This window comes from Streptococcus sp. HMSC076C08, from assembly GCF_001810825.1.
Lineage (GTDB): Bacteria > Bacillota > Bacilli > Lactobacillales > Streptococcaceae > Streptococcus.
The window spans coordinates 104,871-125,180 of sequence record NZ_KV802719.1 but is presented as its reverse complement, the minus strand read 5'-3'; the positions used below and the strand labels follow the sequence as shown (position 1 = coordinate 125,180).

General features: G+C 41.2%; 13 protein-coding genes and 1 pseudogene. 10 read left to right on the top strand and 4 right to left on the bottom strand.

What is annotated here, in order from left to right; genetic code table 11:
- Positions 1-71: 71 nt before the first annotated feature.
- The gene (locus HMPREF2766_RS01450; RefSeq protein ID WP_070567310.1) at positions 72-812 is read right to left on the bottom strand and encodes an amino acid ABC transporter ATP-binding protein; all 741 of its coding nucleotides are present in this window, start codon (positions 810-812) and stop codon (positions 72-74) included.
- On the bottom strand, positions 809-2,374 hold the full coding sequence (locus HMPREF2766_RS01445; RefSeq protein ID WP_070567308.1) for an ABC transporter substrate-binding protein/permease: 1,566 nt from the start codon (positions 2,372-2,374) through the stop codon (positions 809-811). The genes HMPREF2766_RS01450 and HMPREF2766_RS01445 overlap by 4 nt, the downstream gene beginning before the upstream one ends.
- 129 nt (positions 2,375-2,503) lie before the next feature.
- Between HMPREF2766_RS01445 and HMPREF2766_RS01440 the strand changes: the two genes are divergently transcribed.
- Both HMPREF2766_RS01440 and HMPREF2766_RS01435 read left to right on the top strand, forming a co-directional pair.
- On the top strand, positions 2,504-4,399 hold the full coding sequence (locus HMPREF2766_RS01440) for a DUF2207 domain-containing protein (RefSeq protein ID WP_070567306.1): 1,896 nt from the start codon (positions 2,504-2,506) through the stop codon (positions 4,397-4,399).
- 59 nt (positions 4,400-4,458) lie between these two features.
- Positions 4,459-5,304 (top strand): undecaprenyl-diphosphate phosphatase, encoded by an 846-nt coding sequence (locus HMPREF2766_RS01435; protein ID WP_000273572.1) that lies wholly within the window; start codon positions 4,459-4,461, stop codon positions 5,302-5,304.
- Between the two features lie 33 nt (positions 5,305-5,337).
- Here HMPREF2766_RS01435 and dinB read toward each other — a convergent pair whose 3' ends face one another.
- Positions 5,338-6,399 carry a DNA polymerase IV gene (dinB, locus tag HMPREF2766_RS01430; RefSeq protein ID WP_070567305.1) on the bottom strand — a complete coding sequence of 354 codons (1,062 nt, stop codon included), beginning with the start codon at positions 6,397-6,399 and terminating at the stop codon, positions 5,338-5,340.
- A gap of 232 nt (positions 6,400-6,631) precedes the next feature.
- On the opposite strand from dinB, the gene pflB reads away from it, so the two are divergent.
- The 3 genes from pflB (at position 6,632) to HMPREF2766_RS01415 (ending at position 15,492) form a co-directional block, all read left to right on the top strand.
- On the top strand, positions 6,632-8,947 hold the full coding sequence (gene pflB, locus HMPREF2766_RS01425) for a formate C-acetyltransferase (protein WP_000260621.1): 2,316 nt from the start codon (positions 6,632-6,634) through the stop codon (positions 8,945-8,947).
- Between the two features lie 318 nt (positions 8,948-9,265).
- Complete coding sequence (locus tag HMPREF2766_RS01420) at positions 9,266-12,934, top strand: Spy0128 family protein (RefSeq protein WP_070567303.1); 3,669 nt, start codon at positions 9,266-9,268, stop codon at positions 12,932-12,934.
- 452 nt (positions 12,935-13,386) lie between these two features.
- Entirely contained in the window at positions 13,387-15,492 is a 2,106-nt protein-coding gene (locus HMPREF2766_RS01415; protein ID WP_070567301.1) for an ATP-dependent Clp protease ATP-binding subunit, read from the top strand.
- 58 nt (positions 15,493-15,550) lie between these two features.
- Here HMPREF2766_RS01415 and HMPREF2766_RS01410 read toward each other — a convergent pair whose 3' ends face one another.
- Complete coding sequence (locus HMPREF2766_RS01410) at positions 15,551-16,033, bottom strand: S-ribosylhomocysteine lyase (protein WP_000032557.1); 483 nt, start codon at positions 16,031-16,033, stop codon at positions 15,551-15,553.
- A gap of 295 nt (positions 16,034-16,328) precedes the next feature.
- Here HMPREF2766_RS01410 and HMPREF2766_RS01405 point away from each other — a divergent pair.
- From HMPREF2766_RS01405 to HMPREF2766_RS01385, 5 genes and pseudogenes are all read left to right on the top strand, one after another.
- Positions 16,329-17,038: pseudogene (locus tag HMPREF2766_RS01405) on the top strand (ABC transporter ATP-binding protein).
- A gap of 1 nt (position 17,039) precedes the next feature.
- Positions 17,040-17,828: a lantibiotic ABC transporter permease gene (locus HMPREF2766_RS01400; protein ID WP_070567299.1), complete on the top strand. Its 789-nt coding sequence runs from the start codon at positions 17,040-17,042 to the stop codon at positions 17,826-17,828.
- Positions 17,828-18,550: a lantibiotic ABC transporter permease gene (locus HMPREF2766_RS01395; protein ID WP_070567297.1), complete on the top strand. Its 723-nt coding sequence runs from the start codon at positions 17,828-17,830 to the stop codon at positions 18,548-18,550. Before HMPREF2766_RS01400 ends, HMPREF2766_RS01395 begins: the two co-directional genes overlap by 1 nt.
- 12 nt (positions 18,551-18,562) lie before the next feature.
- Complete coding sequence (locus HMPREF2766_RS01390; RefSeq protein ID WP_000404923.1) at positions 18,563-19,261, top strand: response regulator transcription factor; 699 nt, start codon at positions 18,563-18,565, stop codon at positions 19,259-19,261.
- Positions 19,228-20,259 (top strand): sensor histidine kinase, encoded by a 1,032-nt coding sequence (locus HMPREF2766_RS01385; RefSeq protein WP_070567294.1) that lies wholly within the window; start codon positions 19,228-19,230, stop codon positions 20,257-20,259. The genes HMPREF2766_RS01390 and HMPREF2766_RS01385 overlap by 34 nt, the downstream gene beginning before the upstream one ends.
- The last annotated feature ends 51 nt before the right edge of the window (positions 20,260-20,310 follow it).

Below are 20,310 nucleotides of genomic sequence, written 5' to 3'. Positions count from 1 at the left end.
CTGATTCGAGTCTGCCTTTTCTTTACAATTACAAACTAAAAAGACTGCATTCTTTATGCAGTCTTTGTTTATTAGCTGAGATAGCGTTGAAGAAATTCTTTTGTCCGTTCTTCTTTAGGGTTCGTGAAGAGTTCTTCTGGTTTGCCTTCTTCAGCAATGACACCCTTATCCATAAAGATGACACGGTGAGAGACATCGCGAGCGAACTCCATCTCGTGGGTTACGACGATCATGGTCAAGCCTTCTTGAGCCAAATCCTGCATAATTTTGAGAACTTCTCCGACCATTTCTGGGTCAAGGGCAGATGTTGGTTCGTCGAAGAGAATGGCATCAGGATTCATGGAGAGAGCGCGGGCGATAGCCACGCGTTGTTTCTGCCCACCTGAAAGTTGCTTCGGCTTGGCTTGCCAGTAACGTTCTCCCATGCCAACTTTTTCGAGATTCTCTTTGGCAATTTTTTCGGCTTCAGAGTGATCACGTTTAAGGACAATCGTCTGAGCGACGATTGTATTTTCGAGGACATTCAGATTTTCAAAGAGATTGAAAGATTGGAAAACCATACCGAGTTTTTCACGATAATGGGTGAGGTTATAGCCTTTTTCTAAGACATTTTCTCCTCGATAGAGAATCTCTCCCTCTGTAGGTGTTTCGAGTAAATTAATTGAACGAAGGAAGGTTGATTTTCCGCTTCCTGAGCTCCCGATGATGGAAATAACCTCTCCTTTATGGACGGTGAGGGAAATATCTTTTAGCACTTCGTTTTGCCCATAGGATTTTTTGAGGTGTTTGATTTCAAGGATTGGTTGTGTCATTTTTTCAAATCCTCCGTTTGCATTTGGTTAGCACCTGTAGTGTAAGTATCCATGTCCATACGACGTTCGATGAAGCGTAGGATACGGGTCACAGTAAAGGTGAGGACAAAGTAAATCACGGCGATAATGGTAAAGGTCTGGAAGTATTGATAGGTTTGTGTTGCTACAGTATTTCCTGAGAAATAAAGCTCAACAACTGAAATAACGTTCAATACAGAGGTATCTTTGATATTGATGACAAATTCATTACCAGTAGCAGGTAGAATATTACGGATAACCTGAGGTAGGACAATCTTACGCATGGTTTGATTGTGGGTCATACCGAGAGCAGTTGCAGCTTCAAACTGTCCTTTGTCAACTGCTAGAATACCACCACGAACGATCTCTGTCATGTAGGCACCCGTGTTGATTGAGACGATGAAGATAGCAGCTAGTGTGCGGTCAAGATTGATACCGAAAGCTTGGGCAGTTCCATAGTAGATAACCATGGATTGAACAATCATTGGTGTACCACGGAAGATCTCGATATAGACATTGAGAATCCAACCAACTAGTTTCTGTAGGGCGTACATTGCCTTGTTCTCAGATAGTGGAGCGGTACGGAAGACCCCGATTGCAAGTCCGATAAGGAGACCTGTGATGGTTCCGATAATGGAGATTAAGAGTGTGATACCAGCACCACGCAAGAGTTGTTGCCAGTTTTCAGAAAGGATCTTAGCAACTTGGCTAAAGAAACTACTTTCTTCCTCCGTTGTTGTAGACTCCACAGGTTGCTCTTTGATCATACGATCCATGAGGGCTACTTGTTCATCCTTAGAGATGGTTTCGATGCTCGCGTTGATTTGGCTGATGCGGCTGTCATCTTTACGAAGTCCAATGGCAATAGCTGTATCTTCTTCGCCAGTTTTGAAACCCGGTTGAGGTTGGATCATTTTGAACTTAGCGTTAGCAGACTCAGCGGTCATTGCTTCAGGTCGTTCAGAAACATAGGCATCAATAACACCAGCCTCCAGAGCTTGACGCATTTGGGCGAAGTCACCCATAGCTGTTTCTTTTTTGGCACCTGGAATTTGGGAAATCAGGTCATAAAGATAAACACCTTGTTGAGACGTGATTTTTGCTCCACTAAAGTCCTCTAAAGATTTGGCATTGGCATAGGCAGAGTCCTTTTTGACCAATAGAACCGGTTCGCTAGTATAGTAACTGCTTGAAAAAGCAATTTCTTGTTTGCGTTCAGCGGTTGGGCTCATACCGGCAATGATCATATCAATTTTGCCAGAAGTAAGGGCTGGAACAAGTCCTTCCCATTTGGTTTTCACAACCAAAGGTTCCTTACCAAGGTCTTTGGCAATCTTTTTAGCAATTTGAACATCGTAGCCGTTGGCATATTGGTTGGTACCGTCGATTTTGACGGCGCCGTTACTATCGTCGTCTTGAGTCCAGTTGAAGGGAGCGTATGCTGCCTCCATCCCGATGCGTAAATATTCGTCGGCTTGGACTTGGCTAACTAGTCCTAGGGTAAGGGCTAAGCTAGCAAGGATAGATAAGCATAATTTTTTCATGTTTTCTCCTATTTCTAGTCTAAAAATGACTCTCTCTATTGTATCTAAAAATAGTGAGATTTTCAATACAAGTAAGCCTTTACTTATAAAAAATGATATAATGGTAAAAAGATTGAAAGGGAAGCGATTATGAAAAAAAGATGGCTGTTGGCTTTGGTATTTACTTATTTATTATTTATACCGAGCCTGGTTTTTGCAGTAGACTTTGATATCTTATCTTATCAGGGTGATTTGAATATTCATGCAGATAATACTGCAATTTTTAAGGAAACAATTACCTACCGCTTTGGAGATGATTATAATGGTCAGTTAGTTGGACTCGGGAAAGCTGGGAAAATGCCAGAAGGATTTGATATTGACCCCGATCCGACCGTTCAGGTTTCTAAAAATGGAAGAATTGTTCAAAATGCTTCCTTCTATACTATGGAGGAAGAGGACGGCTACAAGGTAAAAATTTACAATGCTGGATATGCTGGAGATACTGTTCGTGTAACGGTTACCTGGAAACTAACAAACCTTCTCTTCTTATATAAGGATATCGCAGAGCTAAATTGGCAACCCTTGACAGATAGTACTGGAGACATCAAAGAGATTGAGTTTAAGGTCAGCTCTGATACTCCAGCAGAGAAACTCTATTTTCATGCAGGACAACTCCTAAGGGACTCTAGTGTTGAAAAAGTAAATAATCTCTATCATGTCAAAATGAAAGACCTTCCTAGAAAGAGTCAAATCGAATTACATGCTTACTGGCCGAGAAGTGCTTTTGCAGGAGCTCCAGATCAAGGATTAGAGGAAGAACGTTTAACGGATTTTAACCGGATTGAAAGCAATATAGCGACAGAAAAAGCGCAAAGTGAGATAATGATGAAATGGGTGTTTCCCGTCATTTTTATGAGCCTCTTACTTTTAGTTCCTCTCTTCTATAGGAAGTTTCGTCAGAGTACAAGCATTAAAAAGGTCTTTCCAAAAGATCATCGACTTTACGAACCACCGATGGATTTGCCTCCAATGGTTTTAGCAGAAGCAGTGTATTCAACTTCCTTAGAGGAAGTCAATCCTCTAAACAAATCAGGGTTTGGTAAATTTACTTTTGAACGTTTGATTCAGGCAACCTTGTTGGATTTAGTCGATCGAGGTCATTTATCTATTTTTCAAGGGGATGAGGAACCTTATGTGCGCATTATCAGTGAAAAGGGTTTGTCCAATTTTGAGAAAGAATGTCTACGCATGACTTTGTCAAATAAGAAAGAATTGGCTATTTCAGAGCTCTTCCCTGATTACCAAGTTTCATCTTCCCTTTACCGTGGTGCCAAAGAGTCAGATGAAAAACATATCCGAGAAACAGGCTCGCGTCTCAAACGCTCCTTTGAAGGAAGACTTCAACGCATTCAGTCTTGTGTCAAGGATAAGGTCCATGTACTTCGTATCCCAAGCTACTATCGTCCCTTGACAAGTGAGGAACGCCGCCTTGCTCTTGGGATGCGGGTCTGTTCAGCCATAACAGCTCTAGGTGGACTGCTATTCTTTTACTATAGCTGGCAAACACATGGTTTCTTTTCGATCCCATTTCTACTCTTAGGATTGACAGGATTAGGGGCTAGTTTCTGGGTTTATCTTGCCACGCGAGGAGCCTATCGCGATGGAGTTCTAACTGAGGAAGGAGCAGAAATCTTCTATCTCTGGACGAGTTTTGAAAATATGCTTCGCGACATCGCTCATCTGGCTCAGGCCGAGCTAGAGAGCATCGTCCTTTGGAACCGTCTACTGGTCTATGCGACTCTCTTTGGTTATGCCAAGAAGGTGAGTAAGTTAATGAAAGTTCGCCATATTCAGCTTGAAAATCCAGATTTGAATCTTTATGTAGCCTATGGTTGGCACTCACAGTTCTACACCTCAACTGCACAAATCAAGCAATATACAGCTGTCGCGAACACAGCTAGCAATTACTCTGTATCTTCTGGAAGTGGTTCTTCAGGTGGAGGATTCTCAGGAGGCGGAGGCGGTGGTAGCATCGGCGCCTTCTAAAAAATCTATCGCAACATCCGAAATTATGCTATAATAGAAGACAGAAAAAGGAGTAATGTATGTATTTTATTGAAATTTTGAAGTCAATCTTTTTTGGGATTGTTGAAGGAATTACAGAATGGTTGCCCATTTCAAGTACTGGTCACTTAATCTTGGTTGAAGAATTTGTACAATACAAGGACCAAAATGAAGCCTTCATGTCCATGTTTAATGTTGTCATCCAGCTTGGTGCCATTTTAGCAGTTATGGTCATTTACTTTAATAAGCTCAATCCCTTCAAACCTGGTAAAACCAAGGTCGAAGTTCGTAGAACTTGGCAATTGTGGTCAAAAGTCTTGGTTGCGACCTTGCCTTTGCTCTTGGTTTTTAAACTAGATGATTGGTTTGATGCCAACTTCCATAACATGGTTTCAGTTGCGATTATGTTGATTATCTATGGTGTTGCCTTTATCTACCTTGAAAAACGAAATAAGGCGCAAGCCATTGAACCAACGGTAACAGAGCTAGACAAGTTGCCTTATAAAACAGCCCTTTACATTGGACTCTTCCAAGTCCTCGCCCTCTTTCCAGGGACGAGCCGTTCAGGTGCGACGATTGTTGGTGGTTTGTTGAATGGAACAAGCCGCTCAGTCGTAACAGAGTTTACCTTCTATCTCGGAATTCCTGTTATGTTCGGAGCCAGTGCCTTAAAGATTTTTAAATTTATTAAAGCAGGTCAACTATTGAGTTTTGGACAACTGTTCTTGCTCTTGGTAGCTATGGGTGTTGCCTTCGCAGTCAGCATGGTTGCCATTCGTTTCTTGACCAGCTATGTGAAGAAGCACGACTTTACACTCTTTGGTAAATACCGTATTGTACTCGGTAGTGTCTTGCTGCTCTATAGTTTTGTGCGTTTATTTGTATAAGAAAAAGCTTGAAGGAAGATTCCTTCAAGCTTTTTAAAATCCTGTCACCGTAATTCCTAGTAAACGGATACCTTTTTCTTTGTAAGCTAGTTCTTCGTAGAGTTGAAGGGCAGTTTGAGAAATCTGACTAGCGTCCTGTGTTGCTTGTGGGAGGCTTTTTCGTCTAGTCAGAGTGGAGAAGTCAGCATATCGTATTTTGAGGATAATGATTTTTCCAGCTTTGTCCTGCTTGCTGAGATTGTGAGCTACCTTTTCGGAGAGAAGAGTCAGCTCTTTTTTAATGTCTTCTTCTACTTGTAGGATCTTTCCATAGGTTTTTTCCTTGCCAATGGACTTACGAATGCGGTCGGGCTTGACCGGTGAGTTATGAATACCTCTTGCCTTTCGATAAAGGTCAAAACCGAGTCTGCCGAACCGATCGATTAAAGTGACTTCAGAAACGTCCAATAAGTCTGCACCGGTATAAATGCCCATTTCATGAAGGCGTTCAACTGTTTTCTTACCAACACCATGAAATTTAGCAATGTCCATTTGTTTGAGAAAATCCTCAGCCTGATCTGGGAGGATAACTGTCAAACCATGTGGTTTTTGATAGTCACTAGCCATTTTAGCTAAGAATTTGTTATAGGAAACACCTGCAGAAGCAGTCAGGTGTAGTTCCTGCCAGATATCCTGTTGGATGAGACGAGCTATTTTGACGGCTGACTTGATACCGAGTTTATTTTCCGTCACATCTAAGTATGCCTCGTCAATACTCATAGGTTCAATCAAATCAGTGTAGCGTTTAAAAATAGCACGAATCTCAAGTCCCACAGTCTTATACTTTTCATAATTTCCAGAGATAAAGACAGCTTGGGGACAGCGCTCATAAGCTTCTTTAGAGCTCATGGCTGAATGAACACCAAAAACTCGTGCCTCATAGCTACAGGTAGAAACGACACCACGCCCACCTGTTTGTCTGGGATCGCTTCCGATAATGACAGGTTTGCCCTTTAACTTGGGATTATCTCTGATTTCCACCGCAGCAAAAAAGGCATCCATGTCAATATGGATGATTTTTCTGGACAGATCATTTATCAATGGAAATATGAGCATTCCAATCCCTTTCTAGTGTCATTTTCTATTTATTATACCCTTTTTTCTGAAAAAATGGGAAAGTTCAACCTGACTTTCAAAAATATAATACAGATAAGAACAAAAAAGAGACTGTATTATAAAAGAAAGCGTCTGAAATGCCGATTTCCTCTTGTTGAAATCGGTTACTGTATGGTATACTTGTCTCAAGAATGTAACAGATGACTGTTACTAGAAAAAAGAGGACATTAACATGGTTGTTAAGACAGTTGTTGAAGCACAAGATATTTTTGATAAAGCTTGGGAAGGCTTCAAAGGCGTAGATTGGAAAGAAAAAGCAAGTATTTCTCGCTTCGTTCAAGCTAACTACACACCTTACGATGGAGATGAAAGTTTCCTTGCTGGACCAACAGAACGTTCACTTCACATCAAAAAAATCGTAGAAGAAACAAAAGCACACTACGAAGAAACTCGTTTCCCAATGGACACTCGTCCAACATCTATTGCTGATATTCCTGCTGGATTTATCGACAAAGAAAATGAAGTTATCTTCGGTATCCAAAACGATGAACTCTTCAAATTGAACTTCATGCCAAAAGGTGGTATCCGTATGGCTGAAACTACTTTGAAAGAAAATGGATACGAACCAGACCCAGCTGTTCACGAAATCTTTACTAAATACGTAACAACAGTTAACGACGGTATATTCCGTGCCTACACTTCAAACATTCGTCGCGCTCGTCACGCTCACACTGTAACTGGTCTTCCAGATGCCTACTCACGTGGACGTATCATCGGTGTTTACGCACGTCTTGCTCTTTACGGGGCAGACTACTTGATGCAAGAAAAAGTAAACGACTGGAATGCGATCAAAGAAATTGATGAAGAAACAATCCGTCTTCGTGAAGAAGTAAACCTTCAATACCAAGCATTGCAACAAGTTGTTCGCTTGGGTGACCTTTACGGAGTTGATGTCCGCAAACCAGCGATGAACACGAAAGAAGCTATCCAATGGGTTAACATCGCCTTCATGGCTGTCTGCCGTGTTATCAACGGTGCTGCTACATCTCTAGGACGTGTGCCAATCGTATTGGATATCTTTGCAGAACGTGACCTTGCTCGTGGTACATTTACTGAATCAGAAATCCAAGAGTTCGTTGATGATTTCGTTATGAAACTTCGTACAGTTAAATTTGCTCGTACAAAAGCTTATGACCAATTGTACTCAGGTGACCCAACCTTCATCACAACTTCTATGGCTGGTATGGGTAACGACGGTCGTCACCGTGTTACTAAGATGGACTACCGTTTCTTGAACACTCTTGACAACATCGGTAACTCTCCAGAGCCAAACTTGACAGTTCTTTGGACTGACAAATTGCCATACAACTTCCGTCGCTACTGTATGCACATGAGCCACAAACACTCTTCTATCCAATACGAAGGTGTAACAACAATGGCTAAAGACGGATACGGAGAAATGAGCTGTATCTCATGCTGTGTGTCACCACTTGACCCAGAAAACGAAGATCAACGCCACAACATCCAGTACTTCGGTGCTCGTGTAAACGTTCTTAAAGCCCTTCTTACTGGTTTGAACGGTGGTTACGACGATGTTCACAAAGACTACAAAGTATTTGACATCGATCCTATCCGTGACGAAGTTCTTGAATTCGAATCAGTTAAAGCCAACTTTGAAAAATCTCTTGACTGGTTGACTGACACTTATGTAGATGCTTTGAACATCATCCACTACATGACTGACAAGTACAACTACGAAGCTGTTCAAATGGCCTTCTTGCCAACTAAACAACGTGCCAACATGGGATTCGGTATCTGTGGATTTGCTAACACTGTTGATACATTGTCAGCGATTAAATACGCTACCGTTAAACCAATCCGTGATGAAAATGGCTACATCTACGATTACGAAACAATCGGTGAATACCCACGTTGGGGTGAAGATGACCCACGTTCAAACGAATTGGCAGAATGGTTGATCGAAGCTTACACAACTCGTCTACGTAGCCACAAACTTTACAAAGACGCAGAAGCTACTGTATCACTTTTGACAATCACATCTAACGTTGCTTACTCTAAACAAACTGGTAACTCACCAGTCCACAAAGGTGTATACCTCAACGAAGATGGTTCTGTGAACTTGTCTAAACTTGAATTCTTCTCACCAGGTGCGAACCCATCTAACAAAGCTAAAGGTGGATGGTTGCAAAACTTGAACTCACTTGCTAGCCTTGACTTTGGTTACGCAGCTGACGGTATCTCATTGACAACTCAAGTTTCTCCACGTGCTCTTGGTAAGACTCGTGACGAGCAAGTTGATAACTTGGTAACAATCCTTGATGGTTACTTTGAAAACGGTGGACAACACGTTAACTTGAACGTTATGGACTTGAACGATGTTTACGAAAAGATCATGTCAGGTGAAGACGTTATCGTACGTATCTCTGGATACTGTGTAAACACTAAATACCTCACTCCAGAACAAAAAACTGAATTGACACAACGTGTCTTCCACGAAGTTCTTTCAATGGATGACGCATTGAGCTAAGATTCAATTAGAATGAAAAGAAAGCTAGTCTATAGGACTGGCTTTTTTCTATATCTAAAAGATAAATTTTTGACATATCATATGAAAAATACTGAGAGACTTTGTTCATTATGATGACAATGTGTTGAAATTTAAAAGAAAAATATAATAAAATCTTATAAAAATATATTTTCTAGTTATTAAACTTGAATAGATTGTATTGAGATGTTATAATACAATAGATAAACTCTAGTTAGTGATAGGGGTTGTCAAAATGGTATGATGTAATCTCCTAGGGAGATTAGAAATAAAAATTTCATATAGAAAAGAGGAGAAAAAATGTCGAAAAGCAAAGCGTTAAACATGCTTTCTAAATTTTCTGCGTTAGCTTTTGCTATTTTAGCTCTAGCATCTGTTTTGGTAGGGATTGTTAAAGCAGATAATCCTGTTTCAAAAGAATTGACACAAGTCATTACAGGTATTGATCTGTTAGATGCTTCAGATACTAAGCAAAATGTGAGTTCAGAAGGAGATTTCTCGCTTCGTACGAATTTAGCATATAAGCTTCGCGTGACCTTTGATCTCAAACAGTATAATGAACATTTGAATAATGGAGATTATTTTACCTTTGATATACCTGCTCCTATGGCAGTTTATGAAGGGAGTCAGGATTTAATTGATCCGACAACAAAAGTTACTATTGGAGAAGCAGAAGTGACTTCAAATGGTACTGATCAAGGTGGGAAAGCAAAAATCACCTTAAAAAACTTGGATAAATATCTAGAGAAAACTGGTGGAGATAAGGTAAAGGATGTGTCAGGGAATTTTTCTGTTACTTTTAGATTCTTAAAGGATCAGAATAAAACCCGCATTAATTTTAATTCATCCTCATTGAAGCAAGAAGTGACTCACATTTATTCATCAAAAACAATCGATGGTCCCAAAGTTGGTACTGAAAATTATGCTAAAATTGGGGGTCGTGCTGCCCTTGAAAATTGGAACTCTCCAAAACTGGCTGAGATTGGTTCGGTTAGCAAGGGAGATGCATGGTCTACCTGGCGTGTACGTGTAAATACAGAGAAACAAGACTTAGGACAAAATATTGTATTACATGATACTATACCAAATGATGATACTAGTTACACTCCTGCACAGTATATTCCTGAGACTCTAAAAGTGTATAAGGCAAATATCACTGTTGGGACTTCTGCTGTTCCAGATGATGCAGTTTTGTTAACTGAGGGACAAGACTATACCGTTTCGTGGAACGAAAACTATACTTCATTTGATATCATTTTTAAAGATGGAACGACCTCTTATATAGTCTCTTATAACACAACAACTCCTAATGATGGAAGTAAAGTAGGAAATAGGGTTGCTCTGTCATTGGCTGACGGGACTAAATTAGCACAGAATACAAGTCGTCCGGGAGCACTTGATATGACAGCTGAGGCGACATCTTTGATTTCTGGTACGATTGTAGCATCTACTGCTTACCAAATTAAGATTCATAAGACTGATGCCTTCACTCTTGCTCCGGTTTCGGGTGCGGTATATACTGTGACAGCAGCAGATGATGCAAGTGAAACAACAGAAGTGACTACGAATGAAAAAGGAGTAGCGCTTACGAAAACTTATGATCAGAAATGGGAAGGTAAAACGTTTAAGATCAAAGAGAAGACTGCTCCAGCAGGTTATAAACTAGATGAAAAAGAGTATACAGTCAAACTCGGTGCTGCGGGTTCTACTATTCATCTTAAAGACGAACCTGTTCCAGCTGTATTCAATGTGACGGCTAAGAAAGTAGTAGAAGGACGTACAGATAAACTTCCAAAAGCAGATGAGTTTACCTTTAACCTGTTTACTGCAGAGAACTTGAAGGATCCTGTAGCTACAGCAAAATCAAAAGCTGATGGGACTATTACCTTTGAGAATCTCCAAGTAAAAGGTGCGGGAACTTATCACTACATCATCAAAGAAGACACTTCAACAGCAGTTGCAGGCGTTGCATTTGATACAGAAGCCAAGGAAGTTACTGTAGCAGCAACTTTCCAAAGTGGAGTTTTAACAGCAACTGTCACATCTGCAGAACCAACTTTCACTAACACCTATAAAGCAACTCCAGCTAAAGAAACTATCACAGCTAAGAAAGTCTTGAATGGTAAAGACCTTGAAGCTGATAAATACGAATTCGAACTTAAAGAAGGTGACAAAGTCGTTGCGACAGCTAAAAACGCTGCAGACGGCACCGTTACTTTCAAAGAAATTGAGTTAGAAACAGCAGGTGAATACACTTACACTATCACTGAAAAAGCAGGTAGTGAAAAAGGTGTGACATACGATACTGCTAAACACGAAGTTAAGGTAAACGTTACAGATAACGGCCAAGGTCAACTTGTTTCAACTGTTACAGATAACAACCCAACCTTCACCAACACCTATAAAGCAGCTCCAGCAAAAATTGCTATTGAAGCTAAAAAAGTTTTGAATGGTAAAGAGCTGGAGATAGATGAGTTTGAGTTTGAACTGAAAGAGGATGACAAGGTTGTTGCGACAGCAAAGAATGCTGCTGGCGGATTGATTCGTTTTTCTGAAATTAGCTATTCGACAGCAGGAGTATATAACTATACTATTACAGAAAAGGTTGGCAATAAACTTGGTGTAACTTATGATAAAACAGAACATCCAGTAACTGTAGAAGTGAAAGATAATGGCTCAGGTCAACTTGTCGCGACAGTTACAAGTGAAACACCAGTTTTCGTTAATGACTATAAAGCGGAACCTGCACAAGCTACAATCAAAGCTAAGAAAGTCTTGAAAGGTAAAGCGCTTGAAGCTGATGCTTACACATTTGAACTGAAAGAAGGTTCAGACCTTGTAGCTACGGCTAAGAATACTGCCTCAGGAGAAGTTGTCTTCAACGTCACTTTCTCAGCAGCAGGCGATTACGCTTACACTATTACTGAAAAAGCTGGTGACGATAAAACAATCACTTATGATCAAAATGCGTATGAAGTGATTGTCACTGTTGCGGATGATGGTAAAGGTCGATTGGTTGCGACTGTAGAAGATGCGGATACAGAACGGGTCTTCACAAATACTTATACAGCACCAGTTCCACCGGCGCCAACAGCTACATCAGCAACACTTGAATTTACGAAAGAATTGACTGGTCGTACTTTGGTTGATGGTGAGTTCCAATTTGAATTGTACAAAGATGGACAAAAAATTGATACAAAAACAAACCAAGGTGGGAAAGTAACATTTAATACAATCAACTATGATGCAGAAGGTGTTCATACTTATACTGTAAAAGAAGTGAATGCTGGAGCAACTGGTATTACTTACGATACAGAAAAGACTGCAAAGGTAACAGTAACCAAAGATGCAGCAACCAACGCCTTGAAGGCAGCTGTTGAATATCCAGCAGGTAGTGTCTTCAAGAATAGCTTCAAAGCACCAGCGGTAGAAGCGACGATTGAAGCAACTAAGAAACTTGAAGGTAAAGAACTTGCGGCTGATGCTTATACTTTCGAATTGAAAGAGAAAGGCGCCGTTGTAGCAGAAGCTAAGAATACTGCTGAAGGTAAAGTAGCTTTTGTTCGTTCATTCGAAGAAGCAGGTACTCATACTTATACCTTGGTTGAAAAAGTTGGTACTGAAGAGGGGATTGAATACGATAAGACTGAGCATACCGTAACAGTCACTGTAGTTGCGGATGATCAAGGTCTCTTGACTGCAAAGGTTTCGTATGCCGATGGTAAAGAAGTTGTATTTACAAATAAATACACTGTTCCAACACCAACACCAGAACCAAATCCAACTCCAGGAACAGAACCAACTGATCCAGGACAAAAGGAGGATCCGAAACCAGCACCTCCAGCTACTGAGACTAAAGGTAAAGCTGAACTTCCAAACACAGGGGAAGCAACCTCTGTCCTTTCTGCGCTTGGATTTGTAGTCTTGGCATTGAGTGGATTGGTATTCTTCGTAAAACGCAAAGCTTAAGCTTTTGTAGAAGAAACATGAAACTTGGTAAGTGAGAATATTTCTTCTCTCTTAAACTTGATAGAGGAAGTCTCTAGAAAATTCGTTTTCTAGGGGCTTTTTTTGTACTTCAAAAAATTTTTTAAAAAATAGTCAAATTTGGTCAAAAAACTATTGACTTTTACTGACCAATGTGATATAGTAGAAACATAAGGAAAATGAATTCCTTAGAAAACTTCATTTTCAATGATTCTATTTATTGAAAATGTATGATAGATACCCTAGAAAGGGGTGAGGCCTATGTTAAATCTAACAGATTTTGAAAAGAAGATGATAAAAGGCTTATTTAAGAAAGAAAAACCAGAAATTATACGTAGGGTAGCGAGTTAGCTAGTCTAAAATTTTTAAAATAAAGGTCAAAGATAGTCAATATCAAAGATCGCATATAATTAAGAATAAACGAGGTAAAGAATATGAACAACAACTTTAATAACTTTAACAACATGGATGATTTATTTAACCAATTGATGGGTGGTATGCGAGGATATAGTTCTGAAAACCGTCGCTACTTGATTAATGGACGTGAAGTGACACCTGAGGAATTTGCTCACTATCGTGCAACTGGTCAATTACCAGGAAATGCAAAATCTGATGCGCAAATGCAACAACACGCTTCAGGTATGAAACAAGACGGTGTCCTTGCTAAACTAGGTCGCAACTTGACAGCGGAAGCTCGTGAAGGCAAGCTGGATCCTGTAATCGGACGAAACAAGGAAATTCAAGAAACATCTGAAATCCTCTCACGTCGTACGAAAAATAATCCTGTTCTAGTCGGAGATGCAGGTGTTGGTAAGACAGCCGTTGTCGAAGGTCTAGCACAAGCGATTGTGAATGGAGATGTTCCGGCTGCCATCAAGAACAAGGAAATTATTTCTATTGATATCTCAGGTCTTGAGGCTGGTACTCAATACCGTGGTAGCTTTGAAGAAAACGTTCAAAATCTAGTCAATGAAGTAAAAAAAGCAGGGAATATTATCCTCTTCTTTGATGAAATTCACCAAATTCTCGGTGCTGGTAGCACTGGTGGAGACAGTGGTTCTAAAGGTCTTGCAGATATTCTCAAACCAGCTCTCTCTCGTGGTGAGTTGACAGTGATTGGGGCAACGACTCAAGACGAATACCGTAACACTATCTTGAAGAATGCAGCTCTTGCTCGTCGTTTCAACGAAGTCAAGGTTAATGCTCCTTCAGCAGAGGATACCTTTAAAATTCTTCAAGGAATTCGTGACCTCTACCAACAACACCACAATGTTATCTTGCCAGATGAAGTCTTGAAAGCAGCAGTGGATTATTCTATCCAATACATTCCACAACGCAGCTTGCCAGATAAGGCTATCGACCTTGTCGATGTAACGGCTGCTCACTTGGCAGCTCAACATCCTGTAACAGATGTTCATGCTGTTGAACGAGAAATCGAGGCAGAAAAAGACAAGCAAGAAAAAGCAGTTGAGGCAGAAGATTTTGAAGCAGCTCTCAATGCCAAGACACGTATTGCTGAATTAGAGAAAAAAGTCGAAAACCACACAGAAGACATGAAAGTGACTGCAAGCATCAACGATGTGGCTGAGTCTGTGGAACGAATGACAGGTATCCCAGTGTCACAAATGGGAGCGTCAGACATCGAACGTTTGAAAGATATGGCTCATCGCTTGGAACACAAGGTAATCGGTCAAGACAAGGCAGTTGAAGCTGTAGCTCGTGCTATCCGTCGTAACCGTGCTGGTTTTGATGAAGGAAATCGCCCAATCGGTAGCTTCCTCTTTGTAGGTCCAACTGGGGTTGGTAAGACAGAACTTGCTAAGCAATTAGCGCTCGATATGTTTGGTACTAAAGATGCTATCATACGTTTGGACATGTCTGAATACAGTGACCGCACAGCCGTATCTAAGTTAATCGGTACAACAGCTGGTTATGTGGGGTATGATGACAATAGCAATACCTTGACAGAACGTGTTCGTCGCAATCCATACTCTATCATTCTCTTGGATGAGATTGAAAAGGCTGATCCTCAAGTAATCACCCTTCTCCTTCAGGTCTTGGATGACGGTCGTCTGACTGATGGTCAAGGAAATACAGTGAACTTCAAGAACACGGTCATTATCGCGACATCAAATGCTGGATTTGGCTATGAAGCTAACTTGACTGAAGATGCGGATAAACCAGAGTTGATGGATCGTTTGAAGCCATTCTTCCGTCCAGAGTTTCTTAACCGCTTTAACGCAGTTATCGAGTTCTCACACTTGAATAAGGAAGACCTTTCTAAGATTGTGGACTTGATGTTGGCGGAAGTCAACCAAACCTTGGCTAAGAAAGACATTGATTTGGAAGTCAGCCAAGCGGCTAAAGACTTTATCACAGAAGAAGGCTATGACGAAGTCATGGGTGTTCGTCCTCTCCGTCGTGTGGTTGAACAACAAATTCGTGATAAGGTGACGGACTTCCACTTGGATCATCTAGATGCTAAACATTTGGAAGCGGATATGGAAGATGGTGGTTTAGTTATTCGTGAAAAAGCCTAACTCAAGATTTTGAGAATAAAAAAAGAAGGAACTAGCTAAAAGCTGGTTCCTTTTGTGTTTAGATGACATGGCGTTCAAAGGCATCATCTGAGATTCCTTGTTCCAGGATGAGTTTTGCCCATTCTTTAGCAGAAAAGAGGCTGTGGTCCTTGTAGTTTCCGCAAGATTCGATGGTTGTTCCAGGAACATCTTCCCAAGTAGTGGTTTCAGCAATTTCTTTGAGCGAATCCTTGATAACAGCTGCAATTTCGGCGCTAGTATGGCGTCCCCACATAATCATGTGAAAACCTGTACGGCAGCCAAACGGCGAACAGTCAATCATACCGTCAATGCGGGTACGGATGAGCTTGGCTAAGAGGTGCTCAATAGTGTGAAGGCCAGCGGTAGGGATAGAGTCTTCATTTGGTTGCACCAAGCGAATATCAAAGTTGGAGATGACATCTCCCTTTGGTCCGGTTTCTTCCCCAATCAAGCGAACATAGGGTGCTTTAACAATGGTGTGGTCAAGTTCAAAACTTTCAACAATAACTTCTTTTGACATGGTAGTTCCTTTCAGTTTTCTTCTTTCATTATATCATAAAGGGTGCTGTTGATGGAGTTTGATAAATGACTTTTTGGTACTAGAATGATAATAAAGTCTCTATACATAAACCTCAGAATTATAAAGAAAGAATGGAGAGAAGAATACCTTGTGAAAGAAAAGTTTAGTTTTTCTAGTGGAACTCAGGTGACTTTTGAAAAGTGGATCAACTTTTTCTGAAATTTCTGTTTAATCTCTGAACTAATTCTGAACTAGATTGGGTATACTGGAGAAAATAAAGATAAAGGAGTTCAGTATGGAACATATTGTAAAAATTGATCGTGTTTCTAAAAAATATGGAGACAAGCAAATTTTAAAGGATATTTCTTTTACAGCTAGGAGTGGTCGCATTACGGCTTTTCTAGGACATAATGGTGCAGGAAAAAGCTCGACCTTGAGGATTCTCTTGGGCTTAGATCGGGCGACAGCAGGAACTGCGACTTTTGATGGACAAACCTATCAGTCAATGATTTATCCTCTCAAAACAGTAGGTGCAGCTTTTGACGGTATTGGAGGTCTGCCAAATAGAAAGGTTTACGACCATCTGCATATTATTGCTGCAAGTAATGCTATTCCGAAGTTTCGGATTGATGAGGTATTGGATATGACGGGGATCGCTCATAAGAAAAAGGATTTCTTATCAAGCCTGTCTCTAGGAGAGGGGCAGCGCGCCTGGGGTTGGCAGTAGCTTTACTAGGTGATCCCCAGTTTTTAATATTAGATGAGCCGACCAATGGACTGGATCCAAGTGGGATTAAGTGGTTTAGAAGGTTCATTCGCCAGCAGGCTGATTTAGGGAAAACCGTCCTTCTATCCTCTCATATCCTGTCTGAGGTACAAATGGTAACAGATGATGTAGTCTTGATTCATCATGGGCAAATTATCGAACAGGGAACGCTAGAAGATGTATTACAAGGAACAGATAGTTTAGAAGAGCTCTTCTTCGACTTAACAGAGGAGGTTTAAGATGAAAGAAACGATGTCCTTATTGCATTCAGAGTGGTTGAAAATCCAATCAACCAAGGCTTTCAGGGTAAGTGTGGTCTTTATGCTGTTATTGGTACCTGTTGTGTCATGGCTAGAGGGACGTCAGTATCTGTCTATCGGTTTAGATGCGACCCCTGAGACGGTTCCCGGTCTGGCAGAAGCTATTGATCCGCTTGAATATCTAGGTCTTAATGGCGCTTCTATGGGTGGTATGGTTTTAGTCATCTTAGCTGGAATTTTGGGAGCAACGGAATTTCAGTCTCATAGCTTGCGAACCAGTCTATTGGCTTGTAATAACCGCTTGAAGCTACTTATGGGGAAAATATTGACCTTTGGTTTGTTTTCACTCATCATTAGCTTGTTATCCATTTATTTGAGCTATATTGTCATGCACTTGGCTTTAGGAAAAGAAGGGCTACATCCAATTTTACTTAATCAAGCTGCCTGGAGTCATCTTTTATGGAAGGCACTAGCTACTGCATTGCTAGGTCTCTTGTCCTTTTTATTGGGATTGCTTGGGCGGACGATGTTGCTTCCCTTACTCTTTCTTGTGCCCCAGCTCTATAATCTGGGAAACTACCTGGCAGCTCATACGAGTTGGGGTGCTTATCTGCCACAGCCCGTAGGAGAGTTATTTGTTGCAACGCCGACTTCCCAATATGCCAACAATCCCTTGCAAGGACTCTTGATACTAAGCGTATGGTTGCTAGTCATCGGCGTCATGGCCTCTCTGCGCTTTTTGAAGACGGATTTAGGAGGGCGATACTGATGATAATAGCTCTGCTTAAAAGTGAATGGATTAAGTTCCGTTCTTACTATCTCGCTCTTGGTGCCGCCTTGGTGGCTCTGGTAGCTGTTCCATTTTTTCTGATGAATCTTGACTACAGTCAGACAGCAGTTGGCCAGACAAAGGCTCTGAGTGAAGCTTTGCATGCTCTGTATCTGGCGCAGCCTGTCATCGTCATCTTTGCTTCCCTCTATTTTGCCCAGGAGTTTGTCAAGTCTGGGATGCGAACGAATTTTCTTACCGTATCAAATAGAAAGGCTTGGTTGGCTGGGAAATTCCTTTTTCTGGCCGTTCTGCTCTTGGTTCTCTACAGTGTCATGATAGGCAGCTGTTTCTTTGTTATGCTGGCTCGATTTGACCTAGACTTTAGCTGGCCCTTACTGGGGAAATTCCTCTATTACAGCTCTTTTGGTCTTCTCAGCAATCTTTTTCTGGCTCTTTTAGCTGCTGGCCTCGCTTTGCTCTTTCAATCTTGGGTTGTGCCGGTGTCGGTGCTATTTCCTCTCTTGATTGGTCTTAGCCGTTTATTGGCAACTTTTATCAAAGAAGCAAAGTACCTGCCTGATCTGGCTACGCTAAATCTTTTTGAGTATGAAGGGCTTCAGAATTCGATAGATCTATCAGGGTTGGGAATACAGCTATTCTGGCTAGCTTTGATTTGGAGCTCTGCTATATTCTTGACCTTGAAACGAGATGTTCGCTAGAGGTATGCTATAATGGAAATCATGAGACAGTATCGTATTTTGGTGGTTGATGACGACCGGAGCATTTTGAAGCTGGTGAAAAATGTCCTAGAGCTCGATGCTTATGATGTGACGACGCTTGATCGAATAGAAGAGCTAGAGCTGACGCATTTTGTCGGATATGACTTGATTTTGCTAGATGTGATGATGGAGCCTGTTAATGGTTTTGAGCTGTGCTCCTACATTCGTCCTCATCTTTCGTGTCCCATCATATTTTTGACGGCCAAGGAATTGGAGGCGGACAAGGTGGAAGGGCTCTTTCGCGGAGCAGATGACTATGTTGTCAAGCCTTTTGGGACCAACGAATTGCTGGCGCGTGTCAGGGCGCATCTTCGGCGGGAGGAAAGACGTGAGGAGCGCTATTCTGAGATTGCTTCTTGTCAATTTTATCCAGAGCGCTATGAAATTATCTGTTTTGGTAAAGTATTGAAATTCTCAGAGCGAGAGTTTAAGTTACTGCATTTACTAGCTAGCAATCCCAAGCAGACCTTTTCGGCTGAACGCCTGCATACCTTGCTTTACCCAGAAAGTTCAGAAACACAGCTTCGCTCCATCTCAGAATACGTATATCAGATTCGCCAAAAATGCAAACAAGAAGGGCTGCAAGCAATCGCAACAGTGAGAGGAGTAGGCTATAGATGGCAATTAGAACCCGAAATTTCAAAAGCCTAGTCTGGACAACCAGTTTAAAAATCGTATTTTTTCATGTTTTGATTTTTGTGCTTATAGGCTATGAATTTACGCAAGGAAGTGATTACGTTCTTTTCACCTTGTTCTTCTGGGCAGGGAGCTTGCTGCTGATTACTTTTTATCATATTTTGAAATTGCTCCGAAAAATCGACAGGGAAATAAAAATGCTAACGAGCGAGAAGCTTTTAGAAGAAAATCAAAGTCAGCTTTTTCGGATTGAGGAAATGCTAGAAGTCTATAGCGATTTACGGAGCAGCCACCAAGAAAATGCTCGTCTTCTAGAAAGAGAGCAGCAGCATAATCAGGAGTTGATTTTACAGCTATCAGCGACATCGCACGATTTGAAGACACCCCTAACTGTGATTAAGGGGAATGCTGAGCTCTTGGAGTTGGCGCAGTTGGGCCAGCCACAGGCAGACTATGCTGCTGAGATTTTGCAGGCTAGTCACAAGATGGAAGAGTATTGTGGCTCTTTGATTGATTACGCCAAGACTTTTCAGATTGATTCTAATCAGTTCAGTCAGCTTTCCTTAGGGGACTTTTTGGCTTATCTCCAGGACGATTGGACACTGTTCAGCAAACAGGAAAGCTATCATTTTTATCTCCAAGAAGATTGTGATCTTAGCTTGAGATTGTCCATTCATTTGGACTATCTCAAGCGGGCTTTGCTCAATATCTTACTGAATGCGCTTGAACATGCTAATCAGGACCAAAAGGAAGTGAAGCTGACGGTATCAGTGCAGCAGGACCAGTTGGTTTTTGCTATCTGGAACAACGGCCCTGCATTTTCAGAGGAGATGCTGCTGGGAGCGGAACGGCTCTTTTATCAGAGTGACCAAAGCCGCAATTCAGCTAACCCCCATCATGGAATCGGCTTAGCCTTTTCTAAACAGGTAGCTCTCTTGCACGGTGGTCGTCTGACCCTGCTCAATCTAGACCAAGGAGGAGCCTCTGTCGAGTTGACAATTTCATTGAAATAAATGAGAATGGAAAATCATAAAAACGCATAATACCAAGTGTTCAAAAGACTT